This window comes from Burkholderia sp. AU38729, assembly GCF_020419725.1.
Taxonomy (GTDB): Bacteria; Pseudomonadota; Gammaproteobacteria; order Burkholderiales; family Burkholderiaceae; genus Burkholderia.
The window spans coordinates 20666-38629 of the sequence record NZ_JAIZQO010000001.1 but is presented as its reverse complement, the minus strand read 5'-3'; the positions used below and the strand labels follow the sequence as shown (position 1 = coordinate 38629).

Sequence of the window (17964 nt, the reverse complement as noted above, 5' to 3'; positions counted from 1 at the left end):
TTAATCACAACAACACATTCCCTGAAGGAATTTATTAGACTTCTTTCGCAATCGCCTTGCTTGAGCCGCACTCATCCCAGCCTTTCTCAGCGCCCCTTGCCAAACGTCCATTTGTTGTTTGGTAGGCTTCCCATCAGGACCAAAATCAAACTCATTCTTCCCATTGGTATTCAAGTGCAATTTCGACAAAATTGCTTCTTGGCGATGAACATTTACGTGCTGCCCTCTCGTTAAGGCAATTGATGGGTTATTCTCCATCCGCCCCCCGCGCTTGCAGCCCATTTGCTCAAGTGCCTTGTTCCTCACAAGTTCATGGGCATCCAGCTTGTCGCCTGCGTGTACTTCCGCGGTGAGGTCGCCATATGTTCCCAATTGGCCAGCAGCTGCCAGACCAAGAGGATCAACCCACGCCACCGGATTAGGCGCGTACTGGTAAACATTGATCCCCCCCGCCAACCCGATCGGATCCTTGCTGACGAACCGCCCACTGTTCGGATCGAAGTACCGATTCCGGTTATACCTCAGCCCCGTCTCCGCATCCTCCTGCTGCCCTTGAAACCGAATCGGGTTCCGCGGCGCGATGCCCGCCCGCTGCGACACCCTCGCGATAACCTCCCTCGCTTCGCCCCAGGCCCGATACGCCGCCTCCCACACTACCTCGCCGGCCTCGTCCGTCATCAGCAACGGCGTACCGATCTGATCACAGTGGTAGTAAAACAAATGCGCGTCCGACTGCCGTTCCGGCACACGTTGCAGCGGATCATTCTCCGGCACATACGGCTCGCCTTCCCGCCACACTGGCGTCTGAATCCCCGCCACCGGCTGAGCCGTCACATATTGGGCAAGCGGGACAAACGATTCCGGCTCGTACACATACTGCGTCGCGCCGCTCTCGCTGCTTTCATAAGCAAGCTGATCGCCATCCCAGCCGAACACCGTCCGCACACCGTCCACGTCCTTGCCGATTCGGCGTCCAAACGGATCGTAGAAATACCGCGCTTCATGCTGCCGCTCAGACTCCTCGACACGCGCGATTCTCAACCGGTTGAATCCGTCCCACTCGTACTGCTGCCTCCCCGACGGCGAACGCTTCCCGATCAAATTCCCGCGAGCGTCGTATTCGAAGTGCGTGCCAGCGTATTCCTTCAACAGATTGCCGAGCACCTTCGGCACTTCGGGCGGCAACGTGCTGTCCACGCTGTCCGGCACCACCGGGCTCGCTTTCGCCAGCCCCGGCGTGCGCGCGTGCTTGGGGCTGCCTGGATCAACGATGTTGCTTGCAGGGTCGAACGCAAAATGCTCCGCGCCGAGCGGCCCGATCGCCGCAATGAGGCGGCCGATCGGGTCATAGCGATAACTGATCAACCCCTTCCGGCTGTCCTCGATATGCTCGAGCTGTCCAACGGCATCGTACCGATACCGGCGCTCGGCCAGCGCAGCCGGCGCGTTCGATCGCCGAACCGCCTGCCGGGCAATCCGGCCGGCCGGATCGTATTGCGTCTGCTGCGCCAGTTTGCTCGACAGCGTCCGCCCCGTTTCGCGGTGCAGATCGTCACGCTCGAACTGGATTCGCTCCTCGCCATCGAGCACGAGCCCGTGTACGTGACCAGAGCCATAGGTCAGCCAGTCCAGCACATGCCCATCGGGTCGAACCGTCTTGATCCGCGTGCCGATTTCATCGTATTCGTGATGCCAAACGTAGCTGCGCGATTCGCCGAACAACCGGTAAGCGTGATGCTCGCGAACCGGATTACCGACCGGATCGAAGAACACCTGCATCCGGCTATGACTGTTGCGCGCCTCGATGAGCCGTCCGCTCGCGTCGTACGCGAACCGCTCCTCGCTGGCCCCCGAGATCCGGCGCGTAATCCGGCCGGCCTGATCGAACTCGAGTTCCGTCACCTGCCCGGCCTCATCGATCTTCACCGGCTGCAGCGTGCCTTCGGCGTATCCGTACGTCGTCCGCTTGCCGTCGAAACCGATCTCTTCCAGCAAGCGCCCCGCAGGATCGTAGTGGAACTGATAGGTCGCGCGATTCGCATCGGTCAATGCAGTCAAGCGACCGAGACGATCATAGCGATATGAAAGCGTATAGCCGAGCGCATCGACGCGGCTTGCCACACGCCCCGCCACGTCGTACGAAAAACGCGTGACGCGCTCCATCGGATCGGTTTGGGACAGCAACCGGCCTTCCGCATCATTCGTGAATCGAACAGTACCTGCCGCCGACGATATCTCGCTCAACCCGCCATTCTTGCCATACTGGTAGACCGTGGCATTGCCCGCGGCGTCGATAGACTGCGCGAGTCTCCCGTCGCCGTCGTACGTCCACTTCGTCACCTTTCCCGAGCAGTCGGTGTACTGCAGCAATTGCCCGGCGTCGTCATAGACGAGCGAAGTCGCACCGCCCTTGGCATCGATCGTCTTGATCGGCATCCCTGCCGCGTTGTACGCGTACTTCGTCTCACGCCCGAGCGGGTCCTTCTGCCCCACGAGATTGCCCGCGTCGTCATACGAACGCTCCCACACGTACCCTTCGGGATCCTTGAGCCGAACGAGCTGATCCTTGTCGTCGTACTCCATCGCGACAACCGCCCCATCGACGCGATAATGCTTCGTCAAGTTCCCGCGCGCGTCGTAGTCCATCTCCTCGATGCCGCCGTCGCGATGAACGTGCATCACCAGGTTGTTGTCCTGGTCGCGCCGCATCCACTCCTCGGTCCCATCCGGATACGCGATCCGGTACATGTACCCGCGGATGTTGTAGTAGTACCGCGTGACGTTGCCCAGCGCATCGGTCACATACGTCAAACGGATATTCGGATGCCACATCAGGCGAATGTCGTGACTGCCGTCATCGGCATATTCACGCACGCACCGTGCGTTCGTATTGTCGTCGCGCTCGGCCCCCTCCCACTCGAGGTTCATGCCGCGGCCCGTGCGATCCGTGTAGCGGGTAATCAGGTGGCGATGGTACGCATACTGGCGTGCATTACCGTAGCGATCAGTTGCCCGAACCAGGTCGCCGTTCTCGTCGTATTGGTACTGCGCGAGTGTCCTGCGGGTGTTCGCATCGACGATCTGCTCGATCGTTGCGATACGCCCGCGGCTGTCGTGACGAAGCGCGAGCGTATGCCCCGCGGAGCTGACGAGCCGCGCCAGGCGATTCGCGTCGTCGTAATCGAGCGCGATCGTATTTCCCGCGCGGTCCTTCTGCAAGGCGAGGCGGAACGAATCGCCACGCTTCTCGTAGACGTGAAGCAAATCGTGACCGTACGCGACAGTCACCCACGTGTCGTCGAGCCGGCTCAGCGTGACGCCTTCCACACGGTCGTCATGAACGGCACCTGCCGCGAGCGCCGGATATTCGATATTGCGGCCCGTTGAATCGCTGTAGATCCACTTGCCGCCCCGAACGTCGATCCGCGTCATGTACGGCGACAGCCAGCGCGCCCCCAGTTCGCCGTCGTCGAATCCGGCCAGCCGGGACCGATAGACCCGCGTCCACACGACGGGCATCGCACCCGGCAATTCAAAATCGGCATGGGAAAACGTTTCGTCACCGAACGCATAGCTGATCGAACCGCTCGATGCGCCCACCCCGCACTCTTCGCAATGGTCGACGCCGGAGCCCTTCGCCTTGGCCTCCTTCTTCGCCGCTGCAAGCGGCACCTGCGGCCGCCGGGCCTCCGCTTCCGTCGTGCCCTGCGACTTGATCGATGCCGTCCGCATCGCTTCACGCTTGTGCCGCAGTGCATTGATCAGCTTCAGCAGCAGCCACATCAGCTTGCCTTCATCGCTGCCCTTCAGTTCGTTGATCTTGCCGACCACCACCGGTGCCAATGTGCGCAACGACGCCGCAATCGAGCGAATCGGCGCGACGTACTTCTCGGGAACGAGCCCTGCCGCCGTGCTGCCGGCCGAGTTGGCATTGCGCTTGCCGAGTGCCACACCGGACTCGGACAGATAACCCCACGCCCCCTTTACCAGGTCCTTGCTGAGCCATCCGCTCCTCTTCATCAACTGCCGGTATTCGGCGGCTTCCCGTTCGTTCTTCGTCGGATCGAACAGCTTGCCCGCCACCACCGCGTCGATGCCGTCGGCCAGACCCGTGAAGATCTCCTGCGCTTTCGCCGCGCAGTGATCGATCAGGTCGTTGACCACGGCCTGCAGCTTCGTCAGGAAATCCTCGACCTCGGTCGAAAACGACGCCTGCACGTGCGTGACGACGATCGACACGACCGCGGCCCCGATGTCGCGCTTGTGAATCAGAAGCTGGTTACGGATCAGCGCCAGCAGCGGCCGTGCCGTGAGGCGCATCGGCGCCAGTACCGGCGGAAACGGAATCACGCCGATCAGGTTGATCGCCAGCCCGAGATAGTCGAGCAGTTCACCGCCACGCTTGCGGATGATCGAGACGATGTCGGTCAGCGCGTCGGCCAGCGCCATGAGGTTGTTGAGGACCGGAATCATGCTGGCCACGGTCGCCAGCCGGTCGACGTTCACGTAGCCGTCCGTCACGCGGATCAGCCACGCGTTGAAGCCTTCGCCGGACGCCACGACGTCGTCCGGATGCACATCGGTCAGCCACGGGGTGGCCTGCTCATATTCCGCGCCCGGCGGGAGTTTTTGATCTGCCATGCTCTCAGGATTCTTCTCGTTGTTCGTTTTTTCGGCCCGCGGCAGCCGTCCCTGGTTCATCTCGTGGACGTCGTGCCAGCGACCCGCGGCATTGTACCGACGAATGGACGACTGGAAAATGAAAGGTCACGGCTCTCGAACCCGCACCCGAAACGGGCCATCGCACCCTATTTGTTGGCGCTTGCCCCCGAATGTTATGTAAATTCGGTAACCATCTATCTGGCCAATCGATGTCATCGAGCGCCACGAACCGCGGCCTTTCCTGCGTCGCACGATCAACGCAAGCCCGGTAAACCGGGGCACAAGCCGCCGGGTCGTGGCCCGTCACCCCGCACCGCGCCCCGATTCCGCCCCCGCAGATTCGGACATCGCTCGTCCCCACACCCCGGTAACATGCTACCGGGCCAACCACCGGCTTCCGGGCGCCTTTCGGCGACCTGAATTGTCGGCAAATCGTAAGCATTCCATGTTCATACAACGACTATCCACCTACGCTCGCCGGATCGCCCTGATCGCGCTGCTGCAGTTCGTGGCGATCGCGACCGCGTCGGCGTTTCCGGCGGCCGCCTCGGCACCGAACGCGAGCGGCGTCGTCGCGCCCGTTCCGGCCATCTCGCTGAACGACGCCGTCGCACAGCTCAAGCAGATGCAGGCCGAACTGGACCGCATCAAACAGCAGACCTCGAACGCGTCCAACAGCAAGGAGCTGGACGGGCTCAGCGACTCGACGCAGGAGTTGAGCACCGATGTCGAGAAGCTGCAGAGCGATCTCGTGCCGCAACGTGCGCAGATCCAGGGGCAGCTCGACGTGCTCGGCCCCCCGCCCGCCGACGGCGCCGCGCCTGAAACGCCGGCCGTCGCGAAGCAACGGGCCACGCTGAACGCGCGCAAGACGCAGCTCGACGCGGCGCTGAAGCAGGCCGCCGACCAGAAAGCCAGCCTCACGAACCTGAACGAGCAGTTCGCGAAGCTGCATCGCGGCCTGCTGAAGAACCAGCTCGCGTTCCGTTCGGGCGGCATTTTCAGTGCGCAGTTCTGGCTGCCGCTGTTCCATCTTTCACCGGACGACGCCCAGCGGCTCGGGGATTTCGACGAAGAAATGCTCGACATGCTGCGCTCGTCGTGGGTGCCCGGACAAAAGGCGATCACGGTGCTGCTGCTGGTTGCCGCGTTCGCGGCATGGATCGGCGGCCGCCGGCTCATCGAGCGCGGGCTCGCGTGGTTCTGCGTGAACCGCCTGCCGGCCACCCGTTTGCGCCGCAGCGCGCTGGCGTTGTCGACCGCGCTGTCGACGCTGCTGGCAACCGCCATCGCCGTCCAGATCTTTTACCTCGCCGTCGCGCGCCAATACGACCTCACGCCGGCGCTGAACGATCTGTGGGACCAGTTCGCGAAGCTCGCCGCGACCTGCGCCCTGATCGCCGGGCTCGGCCGTGCGCTGCTCTGCACGAAGCATCCGTCATGGCGCCTGCCCGCGCTCGCCGATCCGGTCGCGCTCGCGATGAAGCCGTTCCCCGGCATCCTGGCCGCGCTGCTGCTGGTGTCCGGCACGCTCGAATCGATCAACCGGATCGTCGACACCAGCCTGTCGGTCACGCTGTTCGGCCGCGGGATCGTGTCGCTCGTCGTCGCGGTGACGGTCGGTGCATCGCTGCTGCGCTCGAACCGTGCGCGCAGCGCGCTCGCGGCCGCCGGCGAAGCGCCCGAGCAGCGCTCGACGCTCGCCGGGCTGATCCATGCCGCCGTCACGCTGGCCATCATCGCGACCCTGATCGCACTCCTGATCGGCTACATCACGGTCGCGCGCTTCATTACCTACGAGCTCGTGTGGTTCGAGATCGTGCTGGGCGCCACCTACATCCTGATCCAGTTGACGCGCGACGCGAGCGAAAGCCTGTTCTCGTCGAGCCTGACGACGGGCCAGCAGATCAAGCACCTGTTCGCGCTCGAGGATCGCCACCTCGACCAGGCCCGCACGGTCCTGTCCGGCTTCGGCACGAGCCTGCTGATGCTGATCGCGGCCATCGCGCTGCTGACGGGCGGCTTCGGCACGACGCCGGGCGACCTGATGGACAGCGCGGTCGCGATGATCGGCAGCCAGCGGCTGCAGAGCCTGAACATCATGCCCGACCGGATCATGAACGCCGTGATCGGGTTCGCGATCGGCTTCTACCTGCTGCGCTCGCTGCGCCGCTGGCTCGACAGCGAGTTCATGCCCGCGCTCGGCATGGATACCGGGATGCGCGTGTCGCTGATCACGCTGTTCACCAACGTCGGCTACGTGCTGCTCGTGCTGATGACGCTCGGGCTGCTCGGCGTCCGGTGGAACAACCTCGCGTGGATCGTCAGTGCGTTGTCGGTGGGTATCGGGTTCGGCTTGCAGGAGATCGTGAAAAACTTCGTGTCGGGGCTGATCCTGCTGACCGAGCGCCCGGTGAAGGTGGGCGACATGATCAGCATCGCGGGCGTCGAAGGCGACATCCGCCGCATCAACGTGCGCGCGACCGAGATCCAGCTCAGCGACCGCTCGACCGTGATCGTGCCGAACTCGCAACTGATCTCGCAGAACCTGCGCAACGTGACGATGGGCAACAGCACGCAGGGCGTCGCGACGCTGGTGCTGACGTTCCCGCTGAACACCGATCCCGAGCAGGTGCGCGACCTGCTGCTCGAAGCCTATCGCTCGCATGCGGCGATTCTCGAGAAGCCGGCGCCGTCGGTCACGTTCAGCCAGCTCACGCCGGACGGCATCACGCTGAGCGTGACGGGTTACGTGTCGAGCCCGCGGATCGCCGGCTCGACGAAGAGCGACCTGCTGTTCGAGATCCTGAAGCAGTTGCGCGCGGCGGGCATCACGCTGTCGAGCCCGCAGATGCTGGTCGTGCAGAACATGCCGGCGGCGGGAGACGCATGACGCGGCTCGCACGCTTGCCGTCGCGCAGATGAACGAAGGGCCGGCACCGCCACGCGGCAGCCGGCCCTTTCTCCTTCTACGCAGCGCCCTCCCGGGCGCCCCGCATCACACGTCGAACTTCACGCCCTGCGCCAGCGGCAGCTGACGGCTGTAGTTGATCGTGTTCGTCGCGCGGCGCATGTAAGCCTTCCACGCATCCGAACCCGACTCGCGGCCGCCGCCCGTTTCCTTCTCGCCGCCGAACGCGCCGCCGATTTCCGCGCCGCTCGTGCCGATGTTCACGTTGACGATCCCGCAGTCGCTGCCCGCTGCCGACATGAACTGCTCGGCCTCGCGCATGTCGTTCGTGAAGATCGCCGACGACAGGCCTTGCGGCACCGCGTTGTGCAGTTCGATCGCATCGTCGAAGTTGTCGTAGACCATCACGTACAGGATCGGTGCGAACGTTTCGCGCTCGACCACCGCCGATTGCTTCGGCATCCGCACGATGGCCGGACGCACGTAGTATGCATCCGCGTGACCGACGTCGACGCGCTCGCCGCCCTTCACTTCACCGCCCTGCTCGCGTGCATCGCCCAGCGCCTTCTGCATCGCATCGAACGACGCGCGATCGACCAGCGGGCCGACCAGCGTGCCTTCTTCGAGCGGGTTGCCGACCTTCACCGACGCGTAGGCCTTCTCGATGCGCGGCAGCAGCTGCTCGACCAGGCTGCGATGCACGATCAGGCGGCGCAGCGTCGTGCAGCGCTGGCCGGCCGTGCCGACCGCCGCGAACGTGACCGCGCGCACCACGAGATCCAGATCGGCGCTCGGCGCGACGATCATCCCGTTGTTGCCGCCGAGTTCGAGGATGCCGCGCGCAAGACGCTGGCTCAGCACCTTCGCGACTTCCTGGCCCATCCGCACGCTGCCCGTCGCGCTGACCACCGGCACCTTCTTCGATGCCGTCAGCACCTCGCCGACATCGCGCATGCCGAGCACCAGCTGGCTCAGCTCCGCCGGCGCGACGCCCGGGTGGGTCTTCTCGAACTCGCGGATCGCCTTCTGCAGCAGCACGTGGCATGCGATCGCGGTGAGCGGCGTCTTCTCGGACGGCTTCCACACGACCGAATCGCCGCACACGAATGCGAGCGCGGCATTCCAGGCCCACACGGCGACCGGGAAGTTGAACGCCGAGATCACGCCGCACACGCCGATCGGGTGCCACGTTTCCATCATCCGGTGGCCCGGGCGCTCCGACGCGATCGTGAGGCCGTAAAGCTGGCGCGACAGACCGACCGCGAAATCGCAGATGTCGATCATTTCCTGCACTTCGCCGAGGCCTTCCGACGTGATCTTGCCGGCTTCGAGCGTGACGAGGCGGCCGAGCTCGGCCTTGTGCTCGCGCAGCACGTTGCCGAACACGCGCACGAGTTCGCCGCGCACCGGCGCCGGCACCGTGCGCCACTTGAGGAATGCGTCGTGCGCGGCGTCGATCTTGCGCTCGGCGTCGGCGGGCGTGTCGACGGCCAGCGTCGCGAGCGTCGCGCCGTCGAGCGGCGAACGCGCGGTCAGCGCATTGCCTTTCCACTGGGCGAGATCGATATCGAGCGCGGCAAGAATGTCGTTGAATTGCATCACTTCCTCTTCAGGGACAGATTGATCGGTGCGGCGGCAACGCCGCCCGCGTGATTCGATTGGAGCGCGTTCGCGCGCCCTGTGCAAGCGGATGCGCCGCGCGGCAGGCCCGGTGCGCCATTGGGCGCATCGCGCCGCGCCGCCGCCGGAAGCCCGCCGGACGGCGCGCTCCCGCCTCGCAGGGCACGATCCATGAAACACATTGTCGGTGGCCACAAGTCGGGCCGCTATTGATATTAACTCACGACTTCATTCCGAAAACGCAACACCCGGGCGAGATGACGCCGTGCGTTTCTTCGCTCATATCAGACTTGTCCAAGGCCTGTGACCGGACATTGGCGATGCCGTGACGGTGCACAAGTTGATGACAAAGCCGCATCACCCTGTTCTGAAATATCGTTTGCCGCCCGCGCACCGGGCACACACAATCGTGGCGACGTCGAGGTGCAACGCACCCGGCGCGCCGCCGGCCGCCACCACGGCTGCCGGACGACAGACGAAGGCGACACGCATCGCGGCCCGCTCACCCGGCCCGTTTCAGCACCGCATCACCGCGGCCGGCAACGCGTCGCGCTTCGTCACCGAAAAAACAATCCCGGAGACAGCGCCCAGCGCCCGCCATGCATTCAGATGCCCGCCCCGATTCGCCCCGCCCCTCCGGCTCGCCGCCCGCGAAGCCGTCCCTCCACCGTGCGCTGCAGGCACGCCATCTGCGGATGATCGCGATCGGCGGCTCGATCGGCACGGGCCTGTTCGTCGCGTCCGGCGCGTCGATCTCGCAGGCCGGCCCCGGCGGCGCCATGCTCGCGTACATGGTGATCGGCCTGATGGTCTATTTCCTGATGACGAGCCTCGGCGAGATGGCCGCGTTCATGCCGGTATCGGGCTCGTTCGCGACCTACGGCGCGAAGTTCGTCGACGAAGGCTTCGGCTTCGCGCTCGGCTGGAACTACTGGTACAGCTGGGCCGTGACATTGGCGGTGGAGCTCGTCGCCGGGCAGCTCGTGATGAACTACTGGTTCCCGCATGTGCCGGGCGTCTGGTGGAGCGCGCTGTTCCTCACGCTGATCTTCGCGCTCAACGCGCTGTCGGTGCGCGGCTTCGGCGAAGCCGAATACTGGTTCGCGCTGATCAAGGTGCTGACGGTGCTCGCGTTCGTCGGCGTCGGCCTGCTGATGATCTTCGGGATCATGCAGGGCGGCCCGAGCGCGGGCTGGGGCAACTTCACGATCGGCGACGCGCCGTTCGCCGGCGGCTGGGCGACGATGCTCGGCGTCGCGATGATCGCGGGCTTCTCGTTCCAGGGCACGGAGATGATCGGCGTCGCGGCTGGCGAATCGGAAAACCCGCGCACGACGATCCCGCGTGCGGTGAGCCAGATCTTCTGGCGCATCCTGCTGTTCTACGTGCTGGCGATCTTCGTGATCGGCGTGCTGATTCCCTATACCGACCCGAGCCTGCTGAAGAGCGACGTGACCGACATCGGCGTGAGCCCGTTCACGCTCGTGTTCCGCCACGCGGGCCTCGCGTTCGCGGCCGGCGTGATGAACGCGGTGATCCTGACGGCCGTGCTGTCGGCCGGCAACTCGGGCATGTATGCATCGACGCGGATGCTCTACAACCTCGCGGTCGAAGGCCGTGCGCCGAAGATCTTCGCGAAGCTGTCGGCGGGCGGCGTGCCGCGCAATGCGCTGTATGCGACGACGGCCGTCGGCGCCTTGTGTTTCCTCACGTCGCTGTACGGCGACAAGACCGTGTACCTGTGGCTGCTGAACACGTCGGGCATGGCCGGTTTCATCACGTGGCTCGGCATCGCGGTCAGCCACTACCGCTTCCGCAAGGGCTTCCTGAAGCAGGGCTACCGGCTCGACCAGTTGCCGTACCGGTCGAAGTGGTTCCCGTTCGGCCCGCTGTTCGCGTTCGCGCTGTGCGCGGTGATCGCGCTCGGCCAGGATTACCAGGCGTTCCTCTCCGACAAGATCGACTGGGTCGGCGTCGCCGCGACCTACATCGGCCTGCCGTTCTTCCTCGCGATCTGGCTCGGCTACGCGATCGTGCGCAAATGCCGTCTCGTACGCTACGAAGACATGGAGATCGCTCCCTGGATCGAACGCAACGCGACGCCCGAGCCTGCGCCCCAAGCTGAAACCGGCTACGCGGGCTACGTCGCCCGTCCGGCCAACCCGACGCCGGGCACCTGATCGCGCGGCTCGGCCTGGATCAATCCGGATCGCACCGGCCGCCATGCGAGTGCGGCAGCCGGTGCCCACACAACCCCCATTCGACGCGGCGCGCACGTTCAGGCAAGATCGACGCGCGCCGCTGTTTTTCCGCCGTCAAGAGTCAACGAAATCGCATGCAGAACTTCTACGAAGCCACCGTTACCCGCCAGCCCTACCCGCAACTGACCGGCACGATCGACACGCAGGTCTGTATCGTCGGCGGCGGCCTCGCCGGCCTGTGCACGGCGCTCGGCCTCGTCGAGCGCGGCGTGCATGACGTCGTCGTGCTCGACAGCGAACGCGTCGGCTTCGGCGCATCGGGCCGCAACGGCGGCTTCGTCTTCGGCGGCTACAGCCTCGACAACGCCGACCTGCTGCGCACGCTCGGCCGCGACGAAGGGCGCCGGCTGTACCGGCTCACCGTCGACGCGGTCGACCTGATCCGCGCGCGAATCGCGCGCTACGACATCGACTGCGACATCGTCGACCAGGGCGTGATGCTCGCGAACTGGTTCGACGATCCGTCCCGGCTCGACAGCGTGCGCTCGCTGATGAAGGACGAGCTCGGCGTCGACTGGGAGCCCGTTTCGACGGACGCGCTGCGCACGCGGCTGAAGACGCAGCGCTACTACGGCGGGCTGTTCGAGCCGAATGCCTTCCACTTCCATCCGCTCAAGTACGTGCTCGGCGTCGCAGCGGCCGCGTCGCGCGGCGGTGCGCGGGTGTACGAACGCTCGGCCGCGCTCGGCATCGCGCGCGAGGGCGCCGGGTACGTCGTGCGCACGGCGCAGGGCACGGTGCGCGCGAAGGACGTCGTGTTCGCCGGCGGCGGCTACGCGCGCGGCGTGTCGCCGCGCATCGAGCGCGCGGTGCTGCCGATCGCGACCTACGTGATCGCGACCGAACCGCTCGGCGCGCGCCTGCCGGACGCGATCGACGCGCCGTACGCGATCTACGACACGCGTTTCGCGTTCGACTATTACCGTCCGCTGAAGGACACGCGCATCCTGTGGGGCGGCCGGATCTCCGTGCTCGACCGCGGCCCCGACGCAATCGCGCGCCTGCTGCGGCGCGACCTGCTGCGCGTGTATCCGCAACTGGAAGGCGTGAAGGTCGACTACGCGTGGGGCGGGCTGATGAGCTACGCGCGGCACAAGATGCCGCAGATCGGCCGCGACGCGGACGGCGTGTGGCACGCGATCGCGTTCGGCGGCCACGGGATGGCGCCGACCACGGTGGCCGGCGAAGTGCTCGCGGCCACGCTGGCCGAAGGCCGGCCGGTGCCGGAAGGCTTCAACGCGTTCGGGCTCACGCGCACGTTCGGGCTGGCGGGCCTCGCTGCCGCGCAGCTCACGTACACGGCGTACCAGGCCCGCGACGCGCTCGCGTCCTGCCGCCGCTGAGCGGCGGCCACGGCGGCCGAAACCGCCCTGCCGATTAGAGCGGAAGGTCGGCCGGGCGGGAATTTCCCACATGCTAGAATGGCTTTTCCAAGCCGCCGAAGCCACAATAAGTCCACATGAAAGCAGGAAGCAAGGCCGCCACGTCCGACACCCGCGCGCTTCCGTCCGATGCGCGGCGCAAATACGATCCCGAGCAAACCAAGCGCAACATCCTCGACGTCGCCACGCAGGAGTTCTCCGCGATGGGCCTCGCCGGCGCGCGCGTCGACGCCATCGCCGAGCGCACGAACACGACGAAGCGGATGCTCTATTACTACTTCGAAAGCAAGGAAGGCTTGTACGAGGCCGTGCTGGAGAAGGTGTACGGCGACATCCGCGCGCTCGAGCAGGAGTTGCACGTCGGCGACATGGAGCCGCGCGAGGGCATGCGCCGCCTCGTCGAATTCACGTTCGACTATCACGACAAGCATCGCGACTTCGTCCGCCTCGTGTCGATCGAGAACATCCACGGCGCGAAGTATCTCGAACAGCTCAAGTCGTTCAAGAACCGTAACGTCAGCATCATCAAGACGCTCGAGGAACTGGTCGAGCGCGGCGCGGCGAGCGGCGCGTTCCGCAAGGACATCGACGCATTCGACCTGCACCTGCTGATCAGCTCGTTCTGCTTCCACCGCGTGTCGAACCGCTACACGTTCGGCGCCGCATTCGGCCGCGACCCGTCGGCGCCGCGCCTGCGCGCGCGGCACCGCGACACGATCGCCGACGCCGTGCTGCGCTACGTCGCCGCATAAGCGGCGGCGGCGGCCGGTTTCGCTTCCAGACTCGAGCCGGGCGCGCGACATCCGCGCCCGGCGCTCCCTCGTGAGTCAGTCCGTCGGCGCGGTCGACGCCAGTGCGATCCGCGCCTTCTCTTCCGGGCTTCCCGCCACGTAATACTTCTTCGCCCAGCTCGAATCGGGTGCAAGCGCGAGCCGTGCATGCGTGCCCGTGCCCCCGTCCGTGCCGTGCTGCTTCGCATCGATCGCCAGTGCCCGCGCGCGGTAGTGCTCGTACAGCCGCAGGAATTCCGCGAGATAGATCGCCGCGATCCGCTGGTCGCGGATCTCGAGCAGGTTCTCGTCGTTGTACTGCTCGGAATTTCGGCTCATGTTCGCCGAGCCCGTATAGACGACCGGATTCGCACCTTCCGCATCGATCACGATGAACTTGTGATGGATCACGACGGGCGGAAAGGCCGGCGCCGGCTCGCCCGGAAACAACCGCAATTCCGGCTCGAAACCCTGCGGCACGGTGGCCGGCGAGAAATACGCGGCATCGATCACGTCGTGGTTGTCGCGGCTGCGGTGGTACAGCTCGAGGTTCGCGAGCGTCGCGGCATCGAGCGTCTGGCCGCCCTGCTGCCCGGCATCGGCCTTCGTCGCGCTGCCGACGTTGATCTTGTTCACCAGCCCGAACATCATCAGCCCGCGGTCGCCGGCCGCGAAACACGCGTCGCGCAGCGCCGCGTCGGTCGGCATGAACAGGCAGAAGCACACCGAATGCTTCGCGGCCGCGATCGCGGCGACGATCGTGTCGATCTCGGTGCGCTGCCCCGCCGGCTCCGGCGAAAACGCGAGCCGCACCTGCGCGCTGCCGATCGTCATCGGTGCCGACCAGCCCGCCGACAGCTTCGCCGTCTCCGCGATCGACGGATTCCCGGCCAGCGCATGCGCGCGATCGTTGTACAGCGCGGCGAGCGCGGGCGAGTCGAATGCGTGCAGCACGTTCGCCTGCTCCGTGAGCCCTTCGGTCGTGAAGTTCGCGGAACCGGTCAGCACGCGCGAGGGCGCCGCATTCGACGACGCATCGGTCACGATGAACTTGTCGTGCATGATGTGCGTCTTGTCGCGCGGCGCGAGCGTCGCGAGACCCTGCAGCGCGTCGACGGCCGGCTGGTTCGGCGACGGCAGCGGCGGCTTGCCCTTGCGCGCCGTCGTATGCGCGTCGTAGACGATCGCGAGCGACGCTTCACCGTGCGTGCGCCCGAACGCTTCGAACGCGGGCAGCGCCCACAGCGTGTCGGTCAGGTGATAGACGGCCGACGCCGCGCGCGACGCGGGGTCGAGCATCTCCGCGAACACCTGCTCCATGTCGTTCGCGAGCCACGTGCGCAGCTTCAGCGCCTGCGCGGCGCTCGGCGCCGCATTCGGCGCGAGGCCCAGCGCCGCCACCTGCCTCGCGAAGGCCTGCGAGCTGACCACCGCGCGGTTGAACCACGTGCCGATGCCGTCCTCGATATGCGCGGGCAGCACGACGTCGCACACGCCGGCTTGCGCGTCGAGCACCTGCAGGTTCGCCGGCGTGCCGACGACCGGATACACGTCGTAGCGGAACGCCGCGCCGCGATCCTGCGGATCGATGCGTGCATCCCACCACATGAATTTCTGGATCGGCGCCTGGTCGGTCGGCGCATCGCCCTGCGTGTGTGCGGCCGGGCCATCGAACGTCAGGCGGTTCGGCAGCCAGCTGTTCGGCGCGCGCGTCTTGCCGTCGGCCGACCAGAAGCCCGGCGTGCGCCGGATCGCGAAGCCGAGGAAATCGGATCGCGACGCCGCATCGGGCCAGTCGAAGGCCAGCAGGACCAGGGTGGGGGAAAGATAGCTGCGCACGCTGACGGTCATTCGTTGCTCCCTGGCCTGCGGCCGGTCGAGGTGAATGGGTCAGTCTTGACGGCGGTTCTTCCCTGCGGATGACGGTTCGATGAACCTTGTATGTCGGACGCGCGTCAGTCGCACACGAGCAGCTCGATCCCGCGCGCGGTCAGCGCACGGCGCACGACCTTGTCAGGTGCGCGCTCGGTCACGAGATAGCGGGCGGCGCCGGTGCCGTTGATCCGCACCGGCGTCACGCGGCCGAATTTCGAATGGTCGGCGACGATCATCGCGGTGCCGGCCGCCGCGATCATCCGGCTGCGCACCTCGGCCGCGAGCCGCGAGTAGTCGGTGCATTCGCCGTCGGACGTGATGCCGCCGGCGCCGACGAACGCGAAATCGACGTGGTACTGCGCAAGCTGCTGGATCGTGTCGAGCCCGAAGGTGGCGTCCTCGTCGTCGGACAGCTCGCCGCCGAGCAGCGTCACGCGGTTGCCGTTGCGCCGCGCGAGCACGAACGCGGTACGCCAGTCGTTCGTGTAGATCGACAGCCGGTGCCGGTCGGCGAGCGCGAGCGCGACCGCATGCGGCGTGCTGCCCGAGTCAATCAGCACCGACGCATCATCGGGCACGAACTCGGCCGCGCGCCGCCCGATCGTGCGCTTCGCCTCCGCGTTCGCGGCTTCGCGCTCGGACAGGCTCGGCTCGCGGCGATCCGCGGCCAGCGCGCCGCCGTGCGTCATCACGAGCAGGCCGCGTGCGGCCAGTGCGTTCAGGTCGCGCCGCACGGTCTCGCGCGACACGTCGAGCGAGCGGACGAGTTCCGCGACCGACAATGCGCCCGACCGTCCGAGTTCCGACAGGATGAATTGATGACGTTGTTCCGCCAGCATCGCGTGTGCGCCCGAGGCGACTGGTTATGGGTAAGCCGACCATTGTATTACGGCCGTTTGACCGGCATTTGACTGCGGCGGGAAACCCGCCGGGCCGCGTTTCCCGAAAGCGAAATTCTGTATTGCCTGACGCGCGCGAATCGGCGCGGCGCCGGTTGCTACACTTTGCGCTTCGCCGAACGACCGACCAAGCAAAGGGGCTCGCGCCATGTATCGCAAAGGCAGTGTGATCGAAATCCAGTTTCCGCCCGAACGTCTCAACGACGCGGCCGGCGATCCTTACTGGATCGACCTGACGCTCGACGAGGCCCGCCGGCTCTACGAACAGCTCGCCGCGCGCTTCGCGACCGACGCACGCGCCAACCAGCCGCTCGACACGTTCTCGATCGACTGATCGCGGCGGCTTCACGCTCGCCCGCTCCGCATCCCGGGGCGGCGCCCCGCCTTCTCCCGGCACAGCCGGCCGCCTACGCGGCACGCGGCATGAGTGCAGGATTCGACAAGACGCCCGCGTCGCTTCCCCCGATACTGGCCGACTTCACGATTCTGTCCGGCCGCGTCGCGGCCCGCCACGCATGCTGACCTCGCTCGTCGCCGCCGCCTTCGTCGCCCTCTGGTCCACCGGCTTCATCGTTGCGCGGGCAATCAAGCCCTATGCCGATCCCAACCTGTTCCTGCTCGCGCGCTTCGCGGGCACCGCCGCGCTGTTCGGCGCGGTGGCGCTCGTCTCGCGCGCGCCGTGGCCGGCCCGGCGCGAATGGCCGCGCCACCTGATCGCGGGCGCGCTGCTGCAGGGCGTCTATCTCGGCGCGAGCTACTGGGCCGTCGCGCAAGGGCTGAACGCCGGCGTCATGGCGCTGCTCGGCGCATTGCAGCCGCTCGCCACCGCCGTGCTCGCCGTCCCGCTGTTCAACGAGCGCCTGCCGGCGCGCGGCTGGCTCGGGATGGCGCTCGGCCTCGCCGGCGTCGCGCTCGTGCTGGCGCCGAAGGTCACGGGCGGCGTCGCGCCGCCGCCGGGCGCCGCGCCTGCGTGGCTGGTCGTTGCCGTCTCGGTGCTCGCGGTCGGGTCGATCACCGCCGGCTCGCTGTACCAGAAAGGCAAGCTCGCTCAGAGCGACCTGCGCACGGCGGTGGCCATCCAGAACTTCGGTGCGGCCATCGTCGCGGCCGTCTTCGTCGCACTGCTGCACGAGACGCGCTGGATCGGCGCGCCGGCGCTGTGGGTGTCGCTCGTGTGGGGCGTCGTGTTCCTGTCCGGCGGCGCGGTCACGATGCTGATGTGGATGCTGCGGCGCGGCAACGCCGCACGCGCGACGTCGCTGCTGTTCCTCGCACCGCCGCTGGCCGCGCTGCAGGGCTACTGGCTGTTCGGCGAGACGCTCGCGGCAATCCAGCTCGCCGGCTTCGCGCTCGCGCTGGTGGGCGTCGTGCTCGCGCGGCGCTGACGCGGCCGACCGTGTGGGAGCACATGCAACCGCGCCCACACCAGCCGCCACGCATATCGAATACCGGCCGCTCGAACGCCCGTTACGCGGCATCGTCGCACCCGCCCGGCGCACCGTGCACCACGACGACGCGGCCCGTCTCGCCGATGCAACGCGAAATCGCCGGATCGCACGCCCAGCGCGGCACCGCGCCGCGATT

10 protein-coding genes are annotated in these 17964 nt (G+C 66.5%); 6 read left to right on the top strand and 4 right to left on the bottom strand.

Annotated features, from left to right (window positions below; all coding sequences use genetic code 11):
- Nucleotides 1–4641 (bottom strand): RHS repeat-associated core domain-containing protein, encoded by a 4641-nt coding sequence (locus tag LGM56_RS00135; protein ID WP_226203207.1) that lies wholly within the window; start codon nucleotides 4639–4641, stop codon nucleotides 1–3.
- A 466-nt stretch (nucleotides 4642–5107) separates the two neighbouring features.
- Between LGM56_RS00135 and LGM56_RS00130 the strand changes: the two genes are divergently transcribed.
- Nucleotides 5108–7555, top strand: a complete 2448-nt coding sequence (locus LGM56_RS00130) for a DUF3772 domain-containing protein (protein ID WP_226202068.1) — start codon at nucleotides 5108–5110, stop codon at nucleotides 7553–7555.
- Between the two features lie 105 nt (nucleotides 7556–7660).
- Here LGM56_RS00130 and LGM56_RS00125 read toward each other — a convergent pair whose 3' ends face one another.
- Nucleotides 7661–9172, bottom strand: coding sequence for an aldehyde dehydrogenase family protein (locus LGM56_RS00125; protein WP_069252500.1), 1512 nt, complete (start codon nucleotides 9170–9172; stop codon nucleotides 7661–7663).
- Nucleotides 9173–9792: 620 nt separating this feature from the next.
- Here LGM56_RS00125 and LGM56_RS00120 point away from each other — a divergent pair.
- From LGM56_RS00120 to LGM56_RS00110, 3 genes are all read left to right on the top strand, one after another.
- Nucleotides 9793–11373, top strand: coding sequence for an amino acid permease (locus LGM56_RS00120; RefSeq protein WP_226202066.1), 1581 nt, complete (start codon nucleotides 9793–9795; stop codon nucleotides 11371–11373).
- A gap of 155 nt (nucleotides 11374–11528) precedes the next feature.
- Nucleotides 11529–12797, top strand: coding sequence for an NAD(P)/FAD-dependent oxidoreductase (locus tag LGM56_RS00115; protein ID WP_226202064.1), 1269 nt, complete (start codon nucleotides 11529–11531; stop codon nucleotides 12795–12797).
- A 116-nt stretch (nucleotides 12798–12913) separates the two neighbouring features.
- Complete coding sequence (locus tag LGM56_RS00110) at nucleotides 12914–13588, top strand: TetR family transcriptional regulator (RefSeq protein ID WP_011353990.1); 675 nt, start codon at nucleotides 12914–12916, stop codon at nucleotides 13586–13588.
- Between the two features lie 75 nt (nucleotides 13589–13663).
- Here the strand turns inward: LGM56_RS00110 and LGM56_RS00105 are convergent, their stop codons facing one another.
- Both LGM56_RS00105 and LGM56_RS00100 read right to left on the bottom strand, forming a co-directional pair.
- Nucleotides 13664–15457 (bottom strand): phospholipase D-like domain-containing protein, encoded by a 1794-nt coding sequence (locus LGM56_RS00105; RefSeq protein ID WP_226202062.1) that lies wholly within the window; start codon nucleotides 15455–15457, stop codon nucleotides 13664–13666.
- Nucleotides 15458–15561: 104 nt separating this feature from the next.
- Nucleotides 15562–16320 carry a DeoR/GlpR family DNA-binding transcription regulator gene (locus tag LGM56_RS00100; RefSeq protein ID WP_226202060.1) on the bottom strand — a complete coding sequence of 253 codons (759 nt, stop codon included), beginning with the start codon at nucleotides 16318–16320 and terminating at the stop codon, nucleotides 15562–15564.
- Between the two features lie 208 nt (nucleotides 16321–16528).
- On the opposite strand from LGM56_RS00100, the gene LGM56_RS00095 reads away from it, so the two are divergent.
- Both LGM56_RS00095 and LGM56_RS00090 read left to right on the top strand, forming a co-directional pair.
- Nucleotides 16529–16714 carry a hypothetical protein gene (locus LGM56_RS00095; RefSeq protein ID WP_006480515.1) on the top strand — a complete coding sequence of 62 codons (186 nt, stop codon included), beginning with the start codon at nucleotides 16529–16531 and terminating at the stop codon, nucleotides 16712–16714.
- Between the two features lie 181 nt (nucleotides 16715–16895).
- Nucleotides 16896–17765 carry a DMT family transporter gene (locus tag LGM56_RS00090; protein ID WP_226202058.1) on the top strand — a complete coding sequence of 290 codons (870 nt, stop codon included), beginning with the start codon at nucleotides 16896–16898 and terminating at the stop codon, nucleotides 17763–17765.
- Nucleotides 17766–17964: the final 199 nt, after the last annotated feature.

What these genes read in the sequence shown, in the direction of transcription:
- LGM56_RS00135 (WP_226203207.1), bottom strand. Translation starts at nt 4,641, where the DNA reads ATGGCAGATCAAAAACTCCCGCCGGGCGCGGAATATGAGCAGGCCACC.
- LGM56_RS00130 (WP_226202068.1), top strand. Translation starts at nt 5,108, where the DNA reads ATGTTCATACAACGACTATCCACCTACGCTCGCCGGATCGCCCTGATC.
- LGM56_RS00125 (WP_069252500.1), bottom strand. Translation starts at nt 9,172, where the DNA reads ATGCAATTCAACGACATTCTTGCCGCGCTCGATATCGATCTCGCCCAG.
- LGM56_RS00120 (WP_226202066.1), top strand. Translation starts at nt 9,793, where the DNA reads ATGCATTCAGATGCCCGCCCCGATTCGCCCCGCCCCTCCGGCTCGCCG.
- LGM56_RS00115 (WP_226202064.1), top strand. Translation starts at nt 11,529, where the DNA reads ATGCAGAACTTCTACGAAGCCACCGTTACCCGCCAGCCCTACCCGCAA.
- LGM56_RS00110 (WP_011353990.1), top strand. Translation starts at nt 12,914, where the DNA reads ATGAAAGCAGGAAGCAAGGCCGCCACGTCCGACACCCGCGCGCTTCCG.
- LGM56_RS00105 (WP_226202062.1), bottom strand. Translation starts at nt 15,457, where the DNA reads ATGACCGTCAGCGTGCGCAGCTATCTTTCCCCCACCCTGGTCCTGCTG.
- LGM56_RS00100 (WP_226202060.1), bottom strand. Translation starts at nt 16,320, where the DNA reads ATGCTGGCGGAACAACGTCATCAATTCATCCTGTCGGAACTCGGACGG.
- LGM56_RS00095 (WP_006480515.1), top strand. Translation starts at nt 16,529, where the DNA reads ATGTATCGCAAAGGCAGTGTGATCGAAATCCAGTTTCCGCCCGAACGT.
- LGM56_RS00090 (WP_226202058.1), top strand. Translation starts at nt 16,896, where the DNA reads ATGCTGACCTCGCTCGTCGCCGCCGCCTTCGTCGCCCTCTGGTCCACC.